Here is a 15,233-nt window from a genome sequence, read left to right on the forward strand (position 1 = left end):
CTATAAGAGCCTCGGTCGTTTAAAGCCCACTTCAAAAGGAATTCAAAGATGCGCTTTTCAGCCAATTCTTTCATTGCTAAGCCCTTAATCGCTGCTTGTGCCGTATCCCTCGCGGCATTCTCCCAAGTCAGCGCTAACGAGCCTGTGGTGGTGTCATCCAAAATCGATACAGAAGGCTCTGTTCTGGGCGAGCTGATTATTCAGACCCTGGAGCGCAATGACATTGCGACCGAAAACCGCTTACAGCTGGGCGGCACTAGCGTTGTCCGCACTGCGCTTGAAGCGGGCGAGATTGACCTTTATCCAGAATACACGGGTAATGGCGCGTTCTTTTTCGATATGACCGACAGTTCAGTATGGAATAATGCAGATCAGGCTTATGAAACAGTGCGCGAGCGTGATGCGCAGCAAGGCTTGATATGGCTGCAGCCTGCCAGCGCTAATAACACTTGGGCAATGAGCGTCCGCGAGGATGTTGCCGAGGAAAATGAGCTGGTGAGTCTAGAAGATCTAGCCGCCTATTTGGCTGACGGCGGCGAGTTCAAATTTGCTGCAAGCGCTGAGTTTGTCGAGTCTTCACAAGCACTGCCCGCATTTCAGGAAGCCTACGGTTTTGAGTTGAGTGATGATCAACTGTTGGTGCTCTCTGGTGGTAATACCGCTGCTACCATGCGTGCTGCCGCCCAACAGACCAGCGGCGTTAATGGCGCCATGACCTATGGCACGGACGGTGGCTTAAGTGCGCTGGGGCTGGTCGTGCTGGAAGATACCAAGGGCGTGCAACCGGTGTATCAGCCTGCCCCCGTGGTGCGTGAAAGCGTACTTGAAGCCTATCCAGAAATAGAAGCGCTGCTCAATGAGGTTTTCACTAGCCTTGATCTGGTCACTCTGCAAACGCTCAATGCCGATGTCGCCGTTAACGGGCTGTCTCCATCCCAAGTGGCCAGCGACTACCTCGATTCGCTTAATAATTAATGCCTGGTAATCTTATAATTTAATGCTAACGCTCGGGATAACTAATTAATGTCGTTGATGGATGCACTGCCCACCCCGCGGCTTCGTTGGGAAGGGTGGCACCCTAACGTTGTGCTCGTTAGCCTGAGCCTTATTATGCTGGCTGCATTCTGGTTACTTGATGTGGTCAGCATGGCCCCCAACCGGATTGTGTTAGGGACGGGGCATGGCGCACTGGAGGCTTTTGGCTGGCCAGGTGCGCTATTGGCAACGCTATTGCTCTCCTTTATCGGTATTCTCGCGTGCCAGCCAACCCATCGTCACTACCGAGCGCTGTTAGCGGCGGTGATAGTGATCATGGCGCTAATGCCAGTGGGGTTGATGGCGAGCAGCTATTTACTGATTGACCCTGAGATGCCTCAAGCGCGTTTAGGCATGGGAGCGGCGTATTGGGTTGTTCTGTTTGTACTGCTGCTGTGTTTAGTAGAACTACGCTTGCGCTTAAACCTCACGCGGGTATGGCCCACGCTATTGCTATGTGGTGTCGCGCTGATGTGGTGGCTCTGTGCAGCTTTTGGGCTGGAGACGCTTGCCCTCGTTCAAGAATTTAAAGCCCGTGATCAACAGTTTCTAAGCGCCGTCGCGCAGCACATTAAGCTGGTCAGTATCGCCGTCAGTGTCAGCATTGTGCTTGGGCTGGCACTTGCCATGCTGATGCGCCGCTATGCCCGGCTGCAGAAGGGCGCGTTTGCTGTGCTCAATTTTCTTCAAACCATTCCCAGTTTGGCGCTATTCGGTCTACTGCTGGCGCCGCTAGCCTGGCTTGCCACCAACGTGCCTTTTTTAGCCCAGCTTGGCGTTAGCGGTATTGGCACTACGCCCGCCTTAATTGCACTGATTGGCTACAGCCTGCTGCCCATTGTGCGCAACACCTATACCGCGCTTGAACAAGTCAGTCCCGATACATTAGAAGCCGCCAAAGGCATGGGCATGCGTGCCGGGCAGCGTTTTTGGCAGGTGCGGTTACCGCTGGCGCTGCCGGTGCTGTTGGAAGGGGTGAGAATTACCACTGTTCAGGCCATTGGGCTTACCGCCGTTGCCGCTCTGATTGGTGCGGGCGGGTTAGGTACTTTTATTTTTCAAGGCTTAGGTCAGGCCGCCATGGATATGGTGCTGCTTGGCGCACTGCCTATTTTAATGCTGGCTCTGGTGGTGGATGCGGGCTTAGGTGCCTTGGCAGAAGCGCTGCGCCCCGGAGGAACAAGATGATCGAACTATCCCACGTATCCAAGCGGTTTGGGGATGAAACCGCGGTGGACGATATTTCTCTACGGGTGGCGAAGGGTAAATTCTGTGCGTTAGTGGGTACCTCGGGCTGTGGTAAATCGACCACCTTGCGCATGATCAATCGCTTAATTGAGCACAGCGAAGGCGACATCATCCTCGATGGGCAGGCGATAGACGCGTATGACCCTGTAAAACTACGTCGCCGGATTGGCTATGTGATACAGCACACCGGGCTGTTTCCCCACTGGAACGTTGCGCGCAACATCGGTCTGGTGCCACGGTTATTGAAGTGGTCAGCAACGGACGTCCAGTCACGGGTGGCCGAGCTAATGCATTTGCTCGGTTTGCCAGTGGATGAGTTTGGGCATAAATACCCGCATCAGCTTTCAGGGGGGCAGGCGCAGCGAGTGGGTGTTGCGCGTGCCCTGGCGGCAGACCCGGATATTTTGTTGATGGATGAACCCTTCGGCGCGCTTGATCCTATTACCCGTGAAAAGCTACAGGATGAGCTGGCCAAGCTACAAGCACGGCTGCATAAAACCGTAGTGTTTGTGACCCATGATATGGATGAAGCGCTTAAGCTGGCGGATCACTTAGTGGTGATGCGCGAAGGTCGAATCGTGCAACAAGGTTCACCGCTGGCGCTATTACAAAGCCCTGCCGACCCTTTTGTCGAGTCGCTTTTAGGTGGGCTGGAAAGAGGCCTTAAACAAGCCGCGTTAACCCGTGTGAAAGATCATATGACCTCTATGGGGCCTACCTTGCCCGCGCAGTCGCGCATCCCTGGGACTTTCTCGCTACGTCAGGCGCTTTCCATGATGCTGCGCGATCATAGCGACCGGTTGACCGTTGTTGACCAACATGATGTGCCGGTCGGTGAGCTATCGTTGCGGAGAATTATCAAGGAGGCTCAACTGGACAATGGAAACCCGCGTGAGTAACTCGCTAAGCGTCGCCCAGCCCCACAAAAAAGCCCCACAATGGCTATGGCCACTGCTTTGGGGGGCGCTGCTAATGATGAGCGTCTTTGCCATGTCGGCTGCCGAGCCCCTATTTCGCTGGATTGAGCCCGATGCCCGGCAAGTCATCTACGATCGCGCCGGTTTTGTCACTTTGCTAGGCCGCCACCTCTTTGTCGTCGGCATTGCAGCGGTGGTGACCATTATCGTGGGAGTCGCGGCGGGTATCGCCGTTACCCGCAGGTGGGGGAGTGATTTTCTACCACTGGTGGCCCAGTTGGCATCGCTGGGGCAAACGTTTCCCCCCGTGGCCGTCCTGGCGCTGGCGGTGCCCGTTCTGGGTTTTGGCACCCTACCGATTATTGTCGCTTTGATGCTCTATGGTTTGCTGCCTATCGTGCGCAATACCCTTGCCGGTCTGCAGGGCGTCGAAAGCGAAATTAAAACGGCGGCTCACGCGATGGGCATGAAGCCAACGCAAATCCTGTGTCAAGTTGAGCTCCCTCTGGCAGCACCGGTCATTCTGGCGGGCATCCGAACCTCGGTGACCATCAATATTGCCACTGCCGCGTTAGGGGCTACCGTGGGAGCAAGTAACCTTGGTGACCCGATTATCTCCGGCATCGTGAACGGCAATATGGCCTATGTGGTTCAAGGGGCGCTGACCATTGCATTGTTGGCCCTGACGATTGATAGCTTGTTCGAAGTGTTGCAGCGTCAACTACGTGCGCGTATCTCTGATGACTGATTTTTCTGCGTTTTAACCTCTCTGCATCTTAAGTAGCATCCCTAAAGTCCTTGCCTTGCGTTATTGTCCTAAATGTTGTGGTAGATAGATGTTGCGTTGACCTATGACAGATAAATCCACTGGCATAAACGGTCAATACCAACAACACTGCCCTCAAAAGGGGCAAAACAAGGACAATAATGATGACACAGTACGTACACCAGCCGGACTTCATGACCGGCGACGAATTTTCAATTCCTACTTTCAGCCTGCTTAACCCAGAAGGTGAGCTGCATAGCGACGCTGATGAGCCCGCGCTTGAGCGTGATCACGCCCGGCGTATCTATCAGGCGATGCTGGCCACGCGTATTCTCGATGAACGTATGATGGCTGCTCAGCGCCAGGGGCGGTTGAGCTTTTATATGCAGTGTACCGGGGAAGAGGCCGCTGTAGTGGGCGCCACTGCTGCGCTAAATGACGCCGATATGATTATGGCCCAGTACCGCGAGCAGGGCGCTTTAATGTATCGCGGCTTCTCGATCGACGAATTCATGAATCAGCTGTTCGGCAACGAGCTGGACTACGGCAAAGGCCGCCAAATGCCGATTCACTATGGGTCGCGCAAGCTGCACTACATGACCATCTCGTCCCCCTTAGCGACTCAGATTCCTCAGGCCACGGGCTACGCCTACGGCCAAAAATTGGCTGGTAACGGTCACTGCACGTTAACGTTTTTTGGTGAAGGCGCCGCCTCCGAGGGAGACTTCCACGCCGCGCTGAATATGGCCTCAGTGCATCAGGTGCCGGTGATATTCTTCTGCCGTAACAATGGCTATGCCATTTCCACGCCTGCCGTCGAGCAGTTTGCCGCCGACGGTATCGCCCCCCGAGCCTTTGGCTACCACATGCACGTGATCCGGGTAGATGGTAACGATGTGCTGGCGGTCTACGAAGCGACGCGGCAGGCACGCAAGATCGCCGTTGAGAAAAATCAGCCGGTATTGATCGAGGCCATGAGCTATCGCCTTGCCGCGCACTCCTCTTCCGACGACCCCTCTGGCTATCGCTCGAAAGATGAGGAGGAAGTGTGGCGCGCCAAAGACCCACTGCTGCGGCTGCAAAAATGGCTCTTGAAGAAACAGTGGTGGAGCGAAGAGGAGGAGGCTACCCAGCAGGAAACCCTGCGCCGTGAAGTACTGGAAACCATGAAGCGGGCTGAGAAGCGCTCATCGCCGCCGCTAGAGAGCCTGATCAGCGATGTGTATGCCGATATAACCCCATCGCTGCAGCGCCAATTCGATCAGTTAAAACGCCATATCCGTCGCTACCCAGAGGCTTATCCCCGCGGGGCGCAGTCGTTGGATTTAGACGTGGGCACCGAGACTGATACTCAGGGAGAGGCGTAACATGGCTACCATGAACATGCTCCAGGCAATTAATAATGCACTGGATATCGCCATGGCAGAGGATGAAAAAGTCATCTGCTTTGGTGAAGATGTGGGTATTTTTGGCGGCGTATTTCGGGCCACCAGTCACCTGCAGGAGAAGTACGGCAAAGCGCGCTGTTTCAATACGCCACTTGTCGAACAGGGCATTATCGGCTTTGCCAATGGCTTGGCGGCCCAGGGCTCGGTGCCTGTGGCAGAAATACAGTTTGCCGACTATATCTTTCCGGCGTTTGACCAGATCGTTAACGAAACCGCCAAGTTCCGGTACCGCTCAGGCGATCTGTTTAACGTTGGTGGTTTGACGATTCGCACTCCTTACGGTGGCGGTATCGCTGGTGGCCTTTATCACTCTCAATCACCGGAAGCTTATTTCACCCATACACCTGGATTAAAGGTGGTGGTGCCGCGCAACCCATACCAGGCTAAAGGGCTACTGCTTGCCGCTATTCGCGACCCGGATCCGGTGCTTTTTCTGGAGCCTAAGCGTCTTTATCGTGCTTCAGTCGGTGAAGTGCCCGAAGAGGATTACCAGCTTCCCATTGGCGAAGCCGAAATCACCAAGGAGGGCACGGATATTACCGTGGTAGGCTGGGGCGCGCAGATGGAGGTGATCGGCAAAGCGGTCGAGCTAGCCGAAGAGCAGGGCATCGCCTGTGAAGTGATCGACCTGCGCTCACTGCTGCCCTGGGATGCGGATACGGTGGCTGAATCGGTGTTAAAAACCGGCCGACTGGTGGTGAGCCATGAAGCCCCGTTAACCGGTGGCTTTGCCGGTGAAATCGCTGCCACTATTCAAGAGCGTTGTTTTCTCTACCTGGAATCGCCCATTGCCCGGGTGACGGGTCTGGATACGCCTTTTCCACTGGTGCTGGAAAAAGAGTATCTGCCTGATCACCTGAAGATTTTTGAAGCGATTCGCGAAAGCGTCAACTTTTAGTGGCTATTAATGCCTAAGTACGCATGGGGAGAAAAACAATGAGCGATTTTTTATTGCCTGATATTGGCGAAGGCATCGTCGAGTGTGAAGTCGTCGAATGGCGCGTCGCTGAAGGCGATCAAATTGAAGAAGATCAGCCTATCGTTGAAGTCATGACCGACAAGGCGCTGGTGGAGATTACCGCCCCCGAAGCCGGTGTGGTGACCAAACTGTATGTGGCCCAGGGCCAAATTGCCAAAGTGCATGCGCCGCTGTATGCCTATCAAGTGGATGGGGCTAGTAACAATAATAGTGAGGCCGAACCAGACGGTGCGCAATCGGCCGCCAGTGAAAAGCCAATGGCACAGACGACAGAATCGTCCAACCCTACAGGTATTCCGGCTGCTGGCCGCTTATATGACAAGGTGCCAGCCAGCCCCGCCGTTAGACGCCTAGTGCGTGAACACTCTCTACAGCTCGCGGAGATCGCTGGCAGCGGCAAAGACGGTCGGGTGCTAAAAGAGGACGTGTTGGCGCATCTGGATCAAGCACTCCAAGCTTCAGCTTCATCTAGCCAAACCGTTGTTAACAACCAAGCTGAAACTCAGGCACCCAGAGTGGAGCCCCTCCGCGGTGTGCGGGCGGTCATGGCCAAGCGCATGGTCGAGGCAGCCAGCACCATTCCCCATTTTCACTACGGTGAAGAGATCGACGTTACTGCACTGTTGGCGCTGCGGGAGCGCTTAAAGCCGCTAGCCGAGGCTCAGGGCGAACGGCTGACGCTAATGCCGTTTTTTATGAAAGCCATGGCGCTAGCCGTCGCCGAAGAGCCTATCGTTAATGCCCAGTTAAATGCGGCTGGGGATGAGCTGCACTACTACCCCCATTGTAATATCGGTATGGCGGTGGATAGCAAAGCGGGTTTGATGGTGCCCAATGTCAAAAACGTTGAGCGCTTAACCCTGTTGGAAATTGCCCGGGAAGTCGGCCGGCTAACCACCTCGGCGCGGGAGGGGCGGGTTGATCAGGCGGATCTAAAAGGCGGCACCATTAGTATTTCCAATATTGGGGCGTTGGGAGGTACCTACGCCGCGCCTATCATTAACGCCCCCGAGGCCGCTATTGTGGCGATTGGTAAAACCCAGTGGCTACCACGCTTTGATGAGCAGGGTGCGGTACAGCGCCGGGCGATCATGACCATCACCTGGGCGGGCGATCACCGTTTTATCGACGGCGGTACCATTGCGCGTTTCTGTAATGCCTGGAAGGGCTTTCTCGAAGCCCCAGAGACCATGCTGCTTCACTTAGGCTAGCAAGCAAGGTGACTTATGTCCCAGGCACCGCTTCAGCAGTTTTATATACCTGAAGAGCAGTCGGTCTATCTGCTGAGCCATCACGATGCCCGTAAGCTTAAAGACTGGGTAGCGCTATGCCAGGCGCAGCTCTCCCAGTTGGGCTATCAGGGCATCGAGCTCATTGGCAAGGGTGCCTACGGTTTTGTATTTGCCGGCAGCACCGTCCACCAAGGCGCTAAAGCGCATTATGTCTTTAAATTCTCCCGCATTACCCTACCTGTGCACTTGCAGGAGCGCCTCGAAGAAGAGGCGTTTATGCTGGAACAGGTGTCCCATCCACGCATTCCAGGTCTTATTGCTTACCAGCGCTCCCGGGGGCAGTCCATTCTGGTAATGGAGCGTGCCCCCGGCTGGAATTTAGAGCAGGTATCGCTTAAGCAGGGGCGCCTCTCTCCACGCTTGATTGTGCGCATTGCGGCGCAGTTGGCCGACATCCTGCTTGCCCTGCGGCGGGAGTCAGGGTCCCAGGCACGTCCGGTGGTGCATGGCGATATTAAGCCTTCTAACTTGGTGTATGACGCCGAGCAGGAGTCTATTGCGTTAATCGACTGGGGCTCATCGGTATTTGCCCAACTAGACGCGCAACTGCAGTTTGTGGGCGCCAACGTGATGGAGCTGATGTCGGACAATTTGCAGCAAACCAATGCCCGCCTGGGCGATGTTTACTTTATCGGCGAAGAGCAGTTGAACGGCGCACTGTCATCGCCGCGATTCGACGAGCAGGGCGCGGCGGGTACCCTGTATGCGCTGGCGTCGGCGCAGTCGTGTCGATTTGGCCATCGGGCGATTCCCGCCAGTTCGCTGGGGTTGCCGATGGAGTTTGCCCGCACCCTGGATGGCATGCTCGACCCCGACCCTCAGGTACGGCGCAAAGCGGGCGACTACTTTTTAAAAAACATGCCGCGAATGGCCAGGGTAGTAATGATCGATCTGCCCACATCGCTCAGTGTCCCGCTGGTACCGGTATGGGCGCGTCCTGCGCATCAGGAGATCGATACCGTGGTATATAGCTCGCGCAAAGCCTTTCTACGCGAAGCGAATGCACAGGAAACCCTGAATGATGTCAATGATGTGCAGTTAGACCGCTACTACAAGCAGTTTATGCAGGGTATGGGGGAAACCGAAAAAGCCTTTTTGGCGTCGGTGAGCCGCCTGGGCAAATATCCGGTGGTAGGGGGATTGGCGGTTCGCTGGGAGCGTGAGGGTGTGTATATCGATTCGTCGTTAAATTTACACGACCCTACGCTGAAGCCCGCCTTTATTGAAGCGGTCAATAATATGGTGCACTTGGCGCGGGCGATTCATCGTCAGGGCGTGTTTAAAAGCTGCTTGTTTAATGCCCGCCAAACACTGCACTTAGAACGTACTTCCGTGGATGAAGCCTTCGTTAGCGAACCCAGCATGGCGATAGGCTATGAGTTGAGCGCAGTACCGGAGCTTGAAGATCGCACCCGTCAGCACAGCTACTTCGAAGATGGCCCCGACCCAGAAGAGCTATTGGTGCTGCCCGAGGCGATTATGCATGTGCTGCAGCAGCTCAATGACATTCACCATACCGGCATGATCATTTTTGAAGCGCTGCCACAACACCTCAAAATACATAGCTACTATCGTCTGCTGGATCCGGCTCGAGAGGACGAGTTCCGCACGCTGCTGGCGCGCATTCTCGCCTCGGTAGACCAAATCGAGGGCCTAGGCGTCTCGGGCTACATGAAAATGCCCTACAAGGATACCCGCTACTTTGCGCACCTGGAAAGCCAGCCAGAACGCTACTACCCCCGCGACCCGCGGGAGTATGCCCGCAGGGCAACCACTTCTTAACTATGCTGACTTAGTCAATGGTGGCTTCCTGTTGATTGGCCAGCCAGTTGACCAACTGCTCAGTAAGTTCGTCGCTAGCAGCACCAAATGCATCAACCACATCAGGAATATCAGTGCTTATAGATTGCGCGCTGGTGGTAAAGCTCTGAGTAGCGATTGAAGCGTGGTTTTGAGTGCTGACGAGCTGAACATCGAGCTGAACCTTCACCGTGGGCGGACGGGTAGCGTAGTCGCTCTGAAAGTGACGTAGTTCACTCAGTAGCAATAGCTCGGAAGGCAGGCTATCGCTACCCACGCTGGCGAATAGGCGGCTCTGCTGTAACCCAGTGATCAAGCGCGATTGGAGTAAAGCAGAGGCATTCTCTTGCCAGCGGGCACCTTCGTAGACATTAACAATATTGCCCTCCGGGTAGACTAAAATGCGGTTGCTACTCAGTAAATGCCCCGCCTGTGGGGCCGCCACCGCCAGGCGTTGGCGGGTGGTCATAGAATCTGATGTGACGGGCTGTATATCGCTACTGGGCAGACGATACAGGGTCGCTGGCTCACTTTCGGGCAATATTGAGCAGCCACTGCTGAGTAGCAGCGCAGCGCTAACTAAAGCGATGGCGGTGGAGCGTAATGTCATGGGCGGAACTCCTCTACCTGATCACGGCCTAGGAAAAAGTCCGTTGGGCTCTCCTCTAGCTGGCGGGTAATACGATCTAGCGTATCGAGCGTGGAGCGCAGCGAAGAGAGCGCCGGGGCAATATCTTGCGCACCCTGTAAGCTACCTTCGATGGCCCCAGCGTTAGTCTCCACTAACTGCTCGATGCGCTGTGCCGCACGTGCCACATCGCGGCTTGCATCGGCAGCGCTCTCCATTACCAGCCGGCCATCTTGACGCAGTAGCTGTGTCGCTTCCTGGCTAAGTTCGTCGATGCTGCTAAGCGTGTTAGTTGCCTGGCGAGTGGCTTCGCCGAAAAGCGCCATATTCTGGTCTAGGGCGTTCTGCTGGGCGGCAATCATTTCGGTGATCTGAGCAATGTTGGTTAAAATACTGCCTGCCTGGTCACGGTTATTATCGTCAAACAGTTCGTTGACGTTTTGCAGGATTGAATTGATGTTTTCGATCATATCTTCGCCCTCATCAAACAGCGTAGCGATGGGCGAAGGGTCTGCGTTTATAAACGGTGCTTCGATATCGGTTTGGTCAATTAGCAGTGGGGCTTCAGGGGTGCCGCCGTGAAGTTGCACGGACATGCTGCCGGTGATACTGGCAAAGGCAAGTTTTGCCCGGGTGTCTGTCTTAATCGGTGCGTCATCGTAGACGCGGATATGGGCAATCACTTGCCGAGGGTCATCAGGATTAAGGTTAAGCTCGGTGACGTCCCCCACCTCAATACCGTTATACTGCACTCGGCTGCCGACCGATAAGCCGCTAACGCTGCGCTCAAATAGAATACGATAAGGCTGGTAGCTACGTTCGCCCGCTGCATAGCTCATCCAAAGTGCAAACAGCAGCGCGCCAGCGGCAGTGGCCAGCGTGAAGAGACCGATTAAAACGTGATGCGCCCGTGTTTCCATGTGCAGTCACTCCTGGACGTTTGCATTATTTGAAGAGCCGGTATGAGCACGCTGAGCGGCTCGACCACGCGGGCCGTGAAAGTAGTCTTGAATCCACTCGTCGTCGGTGTCCGCCACTTTATCAATGGTATCTACGACTAATACGCGTTTTTGTGAGAGTACCGCTACCCGGTCGCAGGCGGCGTAGAGCGTATCCAAGTCATGGGTGACCAGGAATACGCTGAAACCCAGCGCATCGCGAAGGGTGACCAGCAACTGATCGAAGGCCGCAGCGCCAATAGGGTCAAGCCCCGCCGTGGGCTCATCAAGAAACAGGATGTCAGGATCAAGCGCTAAGGCACGGGCAAGGGCGGCGCGCTTGACCATGCCGCCAGACAGCGACTCAGGAAACTGCAGCGCGGCCTGTGGCGGCAGCCCGACCAACGCTAGCTTTACCCTGGCAAGATGCTCGGCGTCTTCACGGGGTAGCCTGGCGTGTTCAATTAGCGGTAGGGCAATATTTTCTTGCAGGTTCAACGAGCTGAACAGCGCACCGCGTTGAAACAGTACACCAAAGCGCCGCTCTATTTGACTGCGCTGTGCCTCGTTAAGCTCGTTAAGGGTTGTGCCTAGGACTTCAACCGTGCCGTCATTGGGGCGCTTCAAACCAACGATGCTGCGTAACAGCACTGATTTGCCGGTACCAGAACCGCCTACAACGCCGAGGATTTCCCCGCGTTCAAGGGTCAGATCTAAATTTTCGTGAACCACATGAGCGCCAAAGTGGTTCACCAAGCCTCGAACCTTAATGACCGGGAGGTCGTTTTGCTCTGTCGGTTTATCTGAATTGATCACCAGCCCATCTCCATAAAGAATAGCGCGGCGACGGCATCAATCAGAATCACCATAAAAATCGACTGAACGACGCTTGACGTAGTGTGTTCTCCCACCGACTGCGCACTGCCGCTGACCTTAAAGCCTTCAAGGCAGCCGATAACGGCGATTACAAAGGCAAACACCGGTGCTTTGCTAAGCCCTACCAAAAAGTGTGTCACCGATACGTCTTTTTGCAGCGTGGCCATGAACTGGGTAAGTGAAATATCCAGTGACAAAGAGGTGACCATGGCACCACCCGCTAAGCCGCTGAGCATGCCCACAAACGCTAGCATGGGCAGGCTAATTAACATCGCCATTACCCGTGGCAGCACCAAAAGCTCGATAGGATCTAGCCCTTGGGCCTGCAGGGCATCAATCTCTTCATTGGATTTCATGGCGCCGATCTGGGCAGTAAAGGCGCTGGCGGTTCGTCCCGCTAATAAAATTGCAGCAAGCAGAACGCCGAACTCTCGTAAGAATGAGAACGCAACAAGATCGATGGTATAAATCGTGGCGCCAAAATCCTGCAAAACGGTAGCGCCAAGGAAAGCCACAACGGCACCCACCATAAAGGTGAGTAGCGCGACGATGGGTACGGCATTAAGACCGCTCTGCTGAATATGGGCAACGGTGGCCGTTAGGCGCCAGTGGCGTGGCCGCAATGCCAGATGGAATAGGGTAGCCACGACGAGACCAATAAAGGCCAGCAGCTGGCGCTGCTGAGACCAAAGCCCCGCCATGTGTTGGCCCACGCTGGCAAGCGCTTGGCTAATACGCGAATAGGAGGGGGGATCAACGTCAAGCGGCGCTTCCATGGCTTCGGCAATACGCACCAGCAGCGCCTGCTGTTCTTTCGGCAGTTTTGCTGCCCAATCCGCTACCGCCTGTGCTTTCTCAACGCCAATCAGCTCTACAATGAGTATGGCACCGGCGGTATCAAGGCGAGTTATTGCGTCTAACGAAACCGTCGCACCCGTTGGCTTGCCAAGTTCGGTTCGAGTTTCACTGTGATTAAGCGCCGCTTTGATATAGCGGTAATTGGCAAGTGTCCACTCGCCTTTAAGGGTGACTGTTTGATCATGACGCGCTATCCACTCGCTTGGCATCCCCACTCCTCGGCGCTCTTGGTATCGCTGCGCTTGTTTAGAAGTCTATGATGCATTCAAACGGGCGTTAGTTAAAGTCTCCCTAGCTTGAATTTACCTTGCCGAGCGGTTTCTTGGCGCTAGTTCCTGCTTAATCTGATTAGCGACTTCTTTGAGACGTGGGCCTAAGTTATTAACCAAGCGGTCGTGATCCAAGCGCAGGCTGGAGCCGCCGCAGTTAATCGCCATGACCTCGGCGCCATCTTCTAAAATTAGCGGCATCGCCACCGCGCTAATATCGCGCTGCCAATCCTGCTCAGAGAGACAAAAACCGTACTGTGCATAGTCTTTGAAACTCTGTTGTATACCCGCTTCATAACGCGGCCAGTCGCTACCATACTCGCTGGCCAACTCTTGGAGCACCTGCTGGCGCCGTTCGTCAGACAAACCGCATAGCCAGGCACGACCAATGGCGGAAGTGGCAATGGGCAGGCGGGAGCCCGTGTCCAGGCGAATGATTAGCGGGCCATGGCCGTGGCAGGTTTCCAAATAAACCATGTCACTGCGGTCGGCCCCGCCCAGGCTAACGTTACAGTCGGTGGCATCAGCAAATTTCTGCAGATGCGGGCGAGCAATTTCGCGAATGCCCATATTGGCGAGAAAGCGATATCCCAAGGCTAAGACACCTGGCCCAAGGCGGTACTTTTCCAGGTGGGTATTGTGTTGGAGATAGCCCAACTGCGTCAGGGTATAGGTTAAACGTGACACCGTCGGGCGAGGGATACTCGTACGGTTGGAGAGCTCAGCATTGCCTAAATACTCTTCACCTGCGCCAAAGGCGCGCAGTAACTCTAAACCGCGCGCGAGGGCAGTCACAAAGTTACGATCTTTTCCTGGCAACTGCGGGTCGTCAGCATCAGTGTCGGTGGGGTGCATTCAATATCCCAACAATAGGTGGCTTATGGCGCCCAGTATCGCATATCTACTTAGACGCAGCGTTCATGCCTCTCAACGAAATAGCGGCTGTTTGACACTAAATCAGCTGTCCAGACGCTCGATAATCGTGGCAATGCCCTGACCGACGCCGATGCACATGGTAACCAACGCATAGCGCCCACCGGTCGCTTCAAGCTGTCGGAGAGCCGTAAGCGCCAAGCGTGCTCCTGATGCCCCCAGAGGATGACCAATGGCGATAGCGCCGCCGTTGGCGTTCAAGCGTGGATCATCAACGGAGAGACCCAACTGCTGCACGCAGCCAAGCACCTGAACGGCAAACGCTTCGTTGATTTCAATCACATCCATCTGCTCAAGGGTAAGCCCTGCACGCGCCAACGCCTTTTGTGAAGCGGGTACTGGCCCTAACCCCATAACCCGCGGAGCCACACCGGCAACGGCGCTGGCGACAATGCGCGCGCGCGGCGCTAGGCCCACACGTTCACCGGCGGCCTTGGTGCCGACAATCATGGCAGCGGCGCCGTCATTCAGGCCCGAGGCATTTCCGGCGGTGACCACGCCACCCTCGAATAGCGAGCCCAGTCGGGCCAGTTTGTCTTCGCTGCTTTGTGGGCGGGGGTGTTCGTCTTTTTCCACCAACAGTGGCGGCTGTTTACGCCCTTGGGGCACCTCTACGCCAAACATCTCGCCGTCGTAGAAACCTGAGGCCAGCGCTTGGGCGTAGCGGGCCTGAGAGCGGGCGGCAAAGGTGTCGCTTTCATCGCGGCTAATATTCAGGTCGTGGGCAATGTTATCAGCAGTTTCCGGCATGCTGTGGCTGCCGTACTCCTTAGCAATCCAGGGGTTGGGAAAGCGTGAGCCAATCACCGTGTCGTACAGCGGCTGGTTGCGGGCATAGGGGGAGTCCGCTTTACCCAACACATAAGGTGCACGGGACATGGACTCAACGCCGCCTGCTAAAAACAGCTCGCCTTCACCTAGCCGTGCCGCCCGGGCCGCATCCATCATCGCTGCCAAGCCACTGCCGCAAAGCCGGTTAACGGTTTGCCCTGCCACTTCGATGGGCAGACCTGCCAACAGTGCGCCGTGACGGGCTACGTTTCGGGAGTCTTCCCCCGCTTGGTTGGTGCAGCCTGCCAGCACCTCTTCATAGCTTGCTGGCGCGAATGGGTTGCGGGCTACCAGTGTTTTAAGCGTCAGCCCCAACAGCTCATCTGGGCGAATAGCCGCTAAGCTGCCACCGTGGCGACCAAAAGGGGTACGTAAACCGTCGTAAATATAGGCGTCTTGCATGGTGATGCTCCTT

General features: G+C 55.5%; 14 protein-coding genes. 8 read left to right on the top strand and 6 right to left on the bottom strand.

Annotated features, from left to right (window positions below; translation table 11 throughout):
* Nucleotides 1-48 precede the first annotated feature (48 nt).
* The 8 genes from osmF (at nt 49) to HALTITAN_RS16775 (ending at nt 9,467) form a co-directional block, all read left to right on the top strand.
* Nucleotides 49-975, top strand: coding sequence for a glycine betaine ABC transporter substrate-binding protein OsmF (gene osmF / locus HALTITAN_RS16740; protein ID WP_009287804.1), 927 nt, complete (start codon nt 49-51; stop codon nt 973-975).
* A gap of 48 nt (nt 976-1,023) precedes the next feature.
* Nucleotides 1,024-2,223 carry an ABC transporter permease gene (locus HALTITAN_RS16745; RefSeq protein WP_039859820.1) on the top strand — a complete coding sequence of 400 codons (1,200 nt, stop codon included), beginning with the start codon at nt 1,024-1,026 and terminating at the stop codon, nt 2,221-2,223.
* Nucleotides 2,220-3,182 carry an ABC transporter ATP-binding protein gene (locus HALTITAN_RS16750; protein ID WP_022523315.1) on the top strand — a complete coding sequence of 321 codons (963 nt, stop codon included), beginning with the start codon at nt 2,220-2,222 and terminating at the stop codon, nt 3,180-3,182. The genes HALTITAN_RS16745 and HALTITAN_RS16750 overlap by 4 nt, the downstream gene beginning before the upstream one ends.
* Nucleotides 3,163-3,948, top strand: coding sequence for an ABC transporter permease (locus tag HALTITAN_RS16755; RefSeq protein WP_039859821.1), 786 nt, complete (start codon nt 3,163-3,165; stop codon nt 3,946-3,948). Before HALTITAN_RS16750 ends, HALTITAN_RS16755 begins: the two co-directional genes overlap by 20 nt.
* A 182-nt stretch (nt 3,949-4,130) precedes the next feature.
* Nucleotides 4,131-5,333, top strand: coding sequence for a thiamine pyrophosphate-dependent dehydrogenase E1 component subunit alpha (locus tag HALTITAN_RS16760; protein ID WP_027959577.1), 1,203 nt, complete (start codon nt 4,131-4,133; stop codon nt 5,331-5,333).
* Nucleotide 5,334: 1 nt separating this feature from the next.
* Nucleotides 5,335-6,312 carry an alpha-ketoacid dehydrogenase subunit beta gene (locus tag HALTITAN_RS16765; RefSeq protein WP_009287805.1) on the top strand — a complete coding sequence of 326 codons (978 nt, stop codon included), beginning with the start codon at nt 5,335-5,337 and terminating at the stop codon, nt 6,310-6,312.
* Nucleotides 6,313-6,350: 38 nt separating this feature from the next.
* The gene (locus tag HALTITAN_RS16770) at nt 6,351-7,604 is read left to right on the top strand and encodes a 2-oxo acid dehydrogenase subunit E2 (protein ID WP_039859822.1); all 1,254 of its coding nucleotides are present in this window, start codon (nt 6,351-6,353) and stop codon (nt 7,602-7,604) included.
* Between the two features lie 15 nt (nt 7,605-7,619).
* Nucleotides 7,620-9,467, top strand: a complete 1,848-nt coding sequence (locus tag HALTITAN_RS16775) for a protein kinase domain-containing protein (protein WP_009287807.1) — start codon at nt 7,620-7,622, stop codon at nt 9,465-9,467.
* A gap of 10 nt (nt 9,468-9,477) precedes the next feature.
* Here HALTITAN_RS16775 and HALTITAN_RS16780 read toward each other — a convergent pair whose 3' ends face one another.
* From HALTITAN_RS16780 to HALTITAN_RS16805, 6 genes are all read right to left on the bottom strand, one after another.
* Complete coding sequence (locus HALTITAN_RS16780) at nt 9,478-10,095, bottom strand: ABC-type transport auxiliary lipoprotein family protein (RefSeq protein WP_009287808.1); 618 nt, start codon at nt 10,093-10,095, stop codon at nt 9,478-9,480.
* Nucleotides 10,092-11,033 (bottom strand): MlaD family protein, encoded by a 942-nt coding sequence (locus HALTITAN_RS16785; protein WP_039859823.1) that lies wholly within the window; start codon nt 11,031-11,033, stop codon nt 10,092-10,094. The genes HALTITAN_RS16780 and HALTITAN_RS16785 overlap by 4 nt, the downstream gene beginning before the upstream one ends.
* Nucleotides 11,034-11,039: 6 nt before the next feature.
* Complete coding sequence (locus HALTITAN_RS16790; protein WP_039859896.1) at nt 11,040-11,864, bottom strand: ABC transporter ATP-binding protein; 825 nt, start codon at nt 11,862-11,864, stop codon at nt 11,040-11,042.
* Nucleotides 11,864-12,994, bottom strand: a complete 1,131-nt coding sequence (locus HALTITAN_RS16795) for an MlaE family ABC transporter permease (protein ID WP_039859825.1) — start codon at nt 12,992-12,994, stop codon at nt 11,864-11,866. Before HALTITAN_RS16795 ends, HALTITAN_RS16790 begins: the two co-directional genes overlap by 1 nt.
* Nucleotides 12,995-13,087: 93 nt before the next feature.
* On the bottom strand, nt 13,088-13,909 hold the full coding sequence (locus HALTITAN_RS16800) for an IclR family transcriptional regulator (RefSeq protein WP_027959572.1): 822 nt from the start codon (nt 13,907-13,909) through the stop codon (nt 13,088-13,090).
* Between the two features lie 102 nt (nt 13,910-14,011).
* Nucleotides 14,012-15,220, bottom strand: coding sequence for a 3-oxoadipyl-CoA thiolase (locus tag HALTITAN_RS16805; RefSeq protein ID WP_009287810.1), 1,209 nt, complete (start codon nt 15,218-15,220; stop codon nt 14,012-14,014).
* Nucleotides 15,221-15,233: the final 13 nt, after the last annotated feature.

It is taken from the genome of Vreelandella titanicae BH1 (assembly GCF_000336575.1).
Classification (GTDB): Bacteria; Pseudomonadota; Gammaproteobacteria; order Pseudomonadales; family Halomonadaceae; genus Vreelandella; species Vreelandella titanicae.

Excerpts from the sequence above, each read along its gene's own strand:
- osmF (WP_009287804.1), top strand. The coding sequence starts at position 49 with ATGCGCTTTTCAGCCAATTCTTTCATTGCTAAGCCCTTAATCGCTGCT.
- HALTITAN_RS16745 (WP_039859820.1), top strand. The coding sequence starts at position 1,024 with ATGTCGTTGATGGATGCACTGCCCACCCCGCGGCTTCGTTGGGAAGGG.
- HALTITAN_RS16750 (WP_022523315.1), top strand. The coding sequence starts at position 2,220 with ATGATCGAACTATCCCACGTATCCAAGCGGTTTGGGGATGAAACCGCG.
- HALTITAN_RS16755 (WP_039859821.1), top strand. The coding sequence starts at position 3,163 with ATGGAAACCCGCGTGAGTAACTCGCTAAGCGTCGCCCAGCCCCACAAA.
- HALTITAN_RS16760 (WP_027959577.1), top strand. The coding sequence starts at position 4,131 with ATGACACAGTACGTACACCAGCCGGACTTCATGACCGGCGACGAATTT.
- HALTITAN_RS16765 (WP_009287805.1), top strand. The coding sequence starts at position 5,335 with ATGGCTACCATGAACATGCTCCAGGCAATTAATAATGCACTGGATATC.
- HALTITAN_RS16770 (WP_039859822.1), top strand. The coding sequence starts at position 6,351 with ATGAGCGATTTTTTATTGCCTGATATTGGCGAAGGCATCGTCGAGTGT.
- HALTITAN_RS16775 (WP_009287807.1), top strand. The coding sequence starts at position 7,620 with ATGTCCCAGGCACCGCTTCAGCAGTTTTATATACCTGAAGAGCAGTCG.
- HALTITAN_RS16780 (WP_009287808.1), bottom strand. The coding sequence starts at position 10,095 with ATGACATTACGCTCCACCGCCATCGCTTTAGTTAGCGCTGCGCTGCTA.
- HALTITAN_RS16785 (WP_039859823.1), bottom strand. The coding sequence starts at position 11,033 with ATGGAAACACGGGCGCATCACGTTTTAATCGGTCTCTTCACGCTGGCC.
- HALTITAN_RS16795 (WP_039859825.1), bottom strand. The coding sequence starts at position 12,994 with ATGCCAAGCGAGTGGATAGCGCGTCATGATCAAACAGTCACCCTTAAA.
- HALTITAN_RS16800 (WP_027959572.1), bottom strand. The coding sequence starts at position 13,909 with ATGCACCCCACCGACACTGATGCTGACGACCCGCAGTTGCCAGGAAAA.
- HALTITAN_RS16805 (WP_009287810.1), bottom strand. The coding sequence starts at position 15,220 with ATGCAAGACGCCTATATTTACGACGGTTTACGTACCCCTTTTGGTCGC.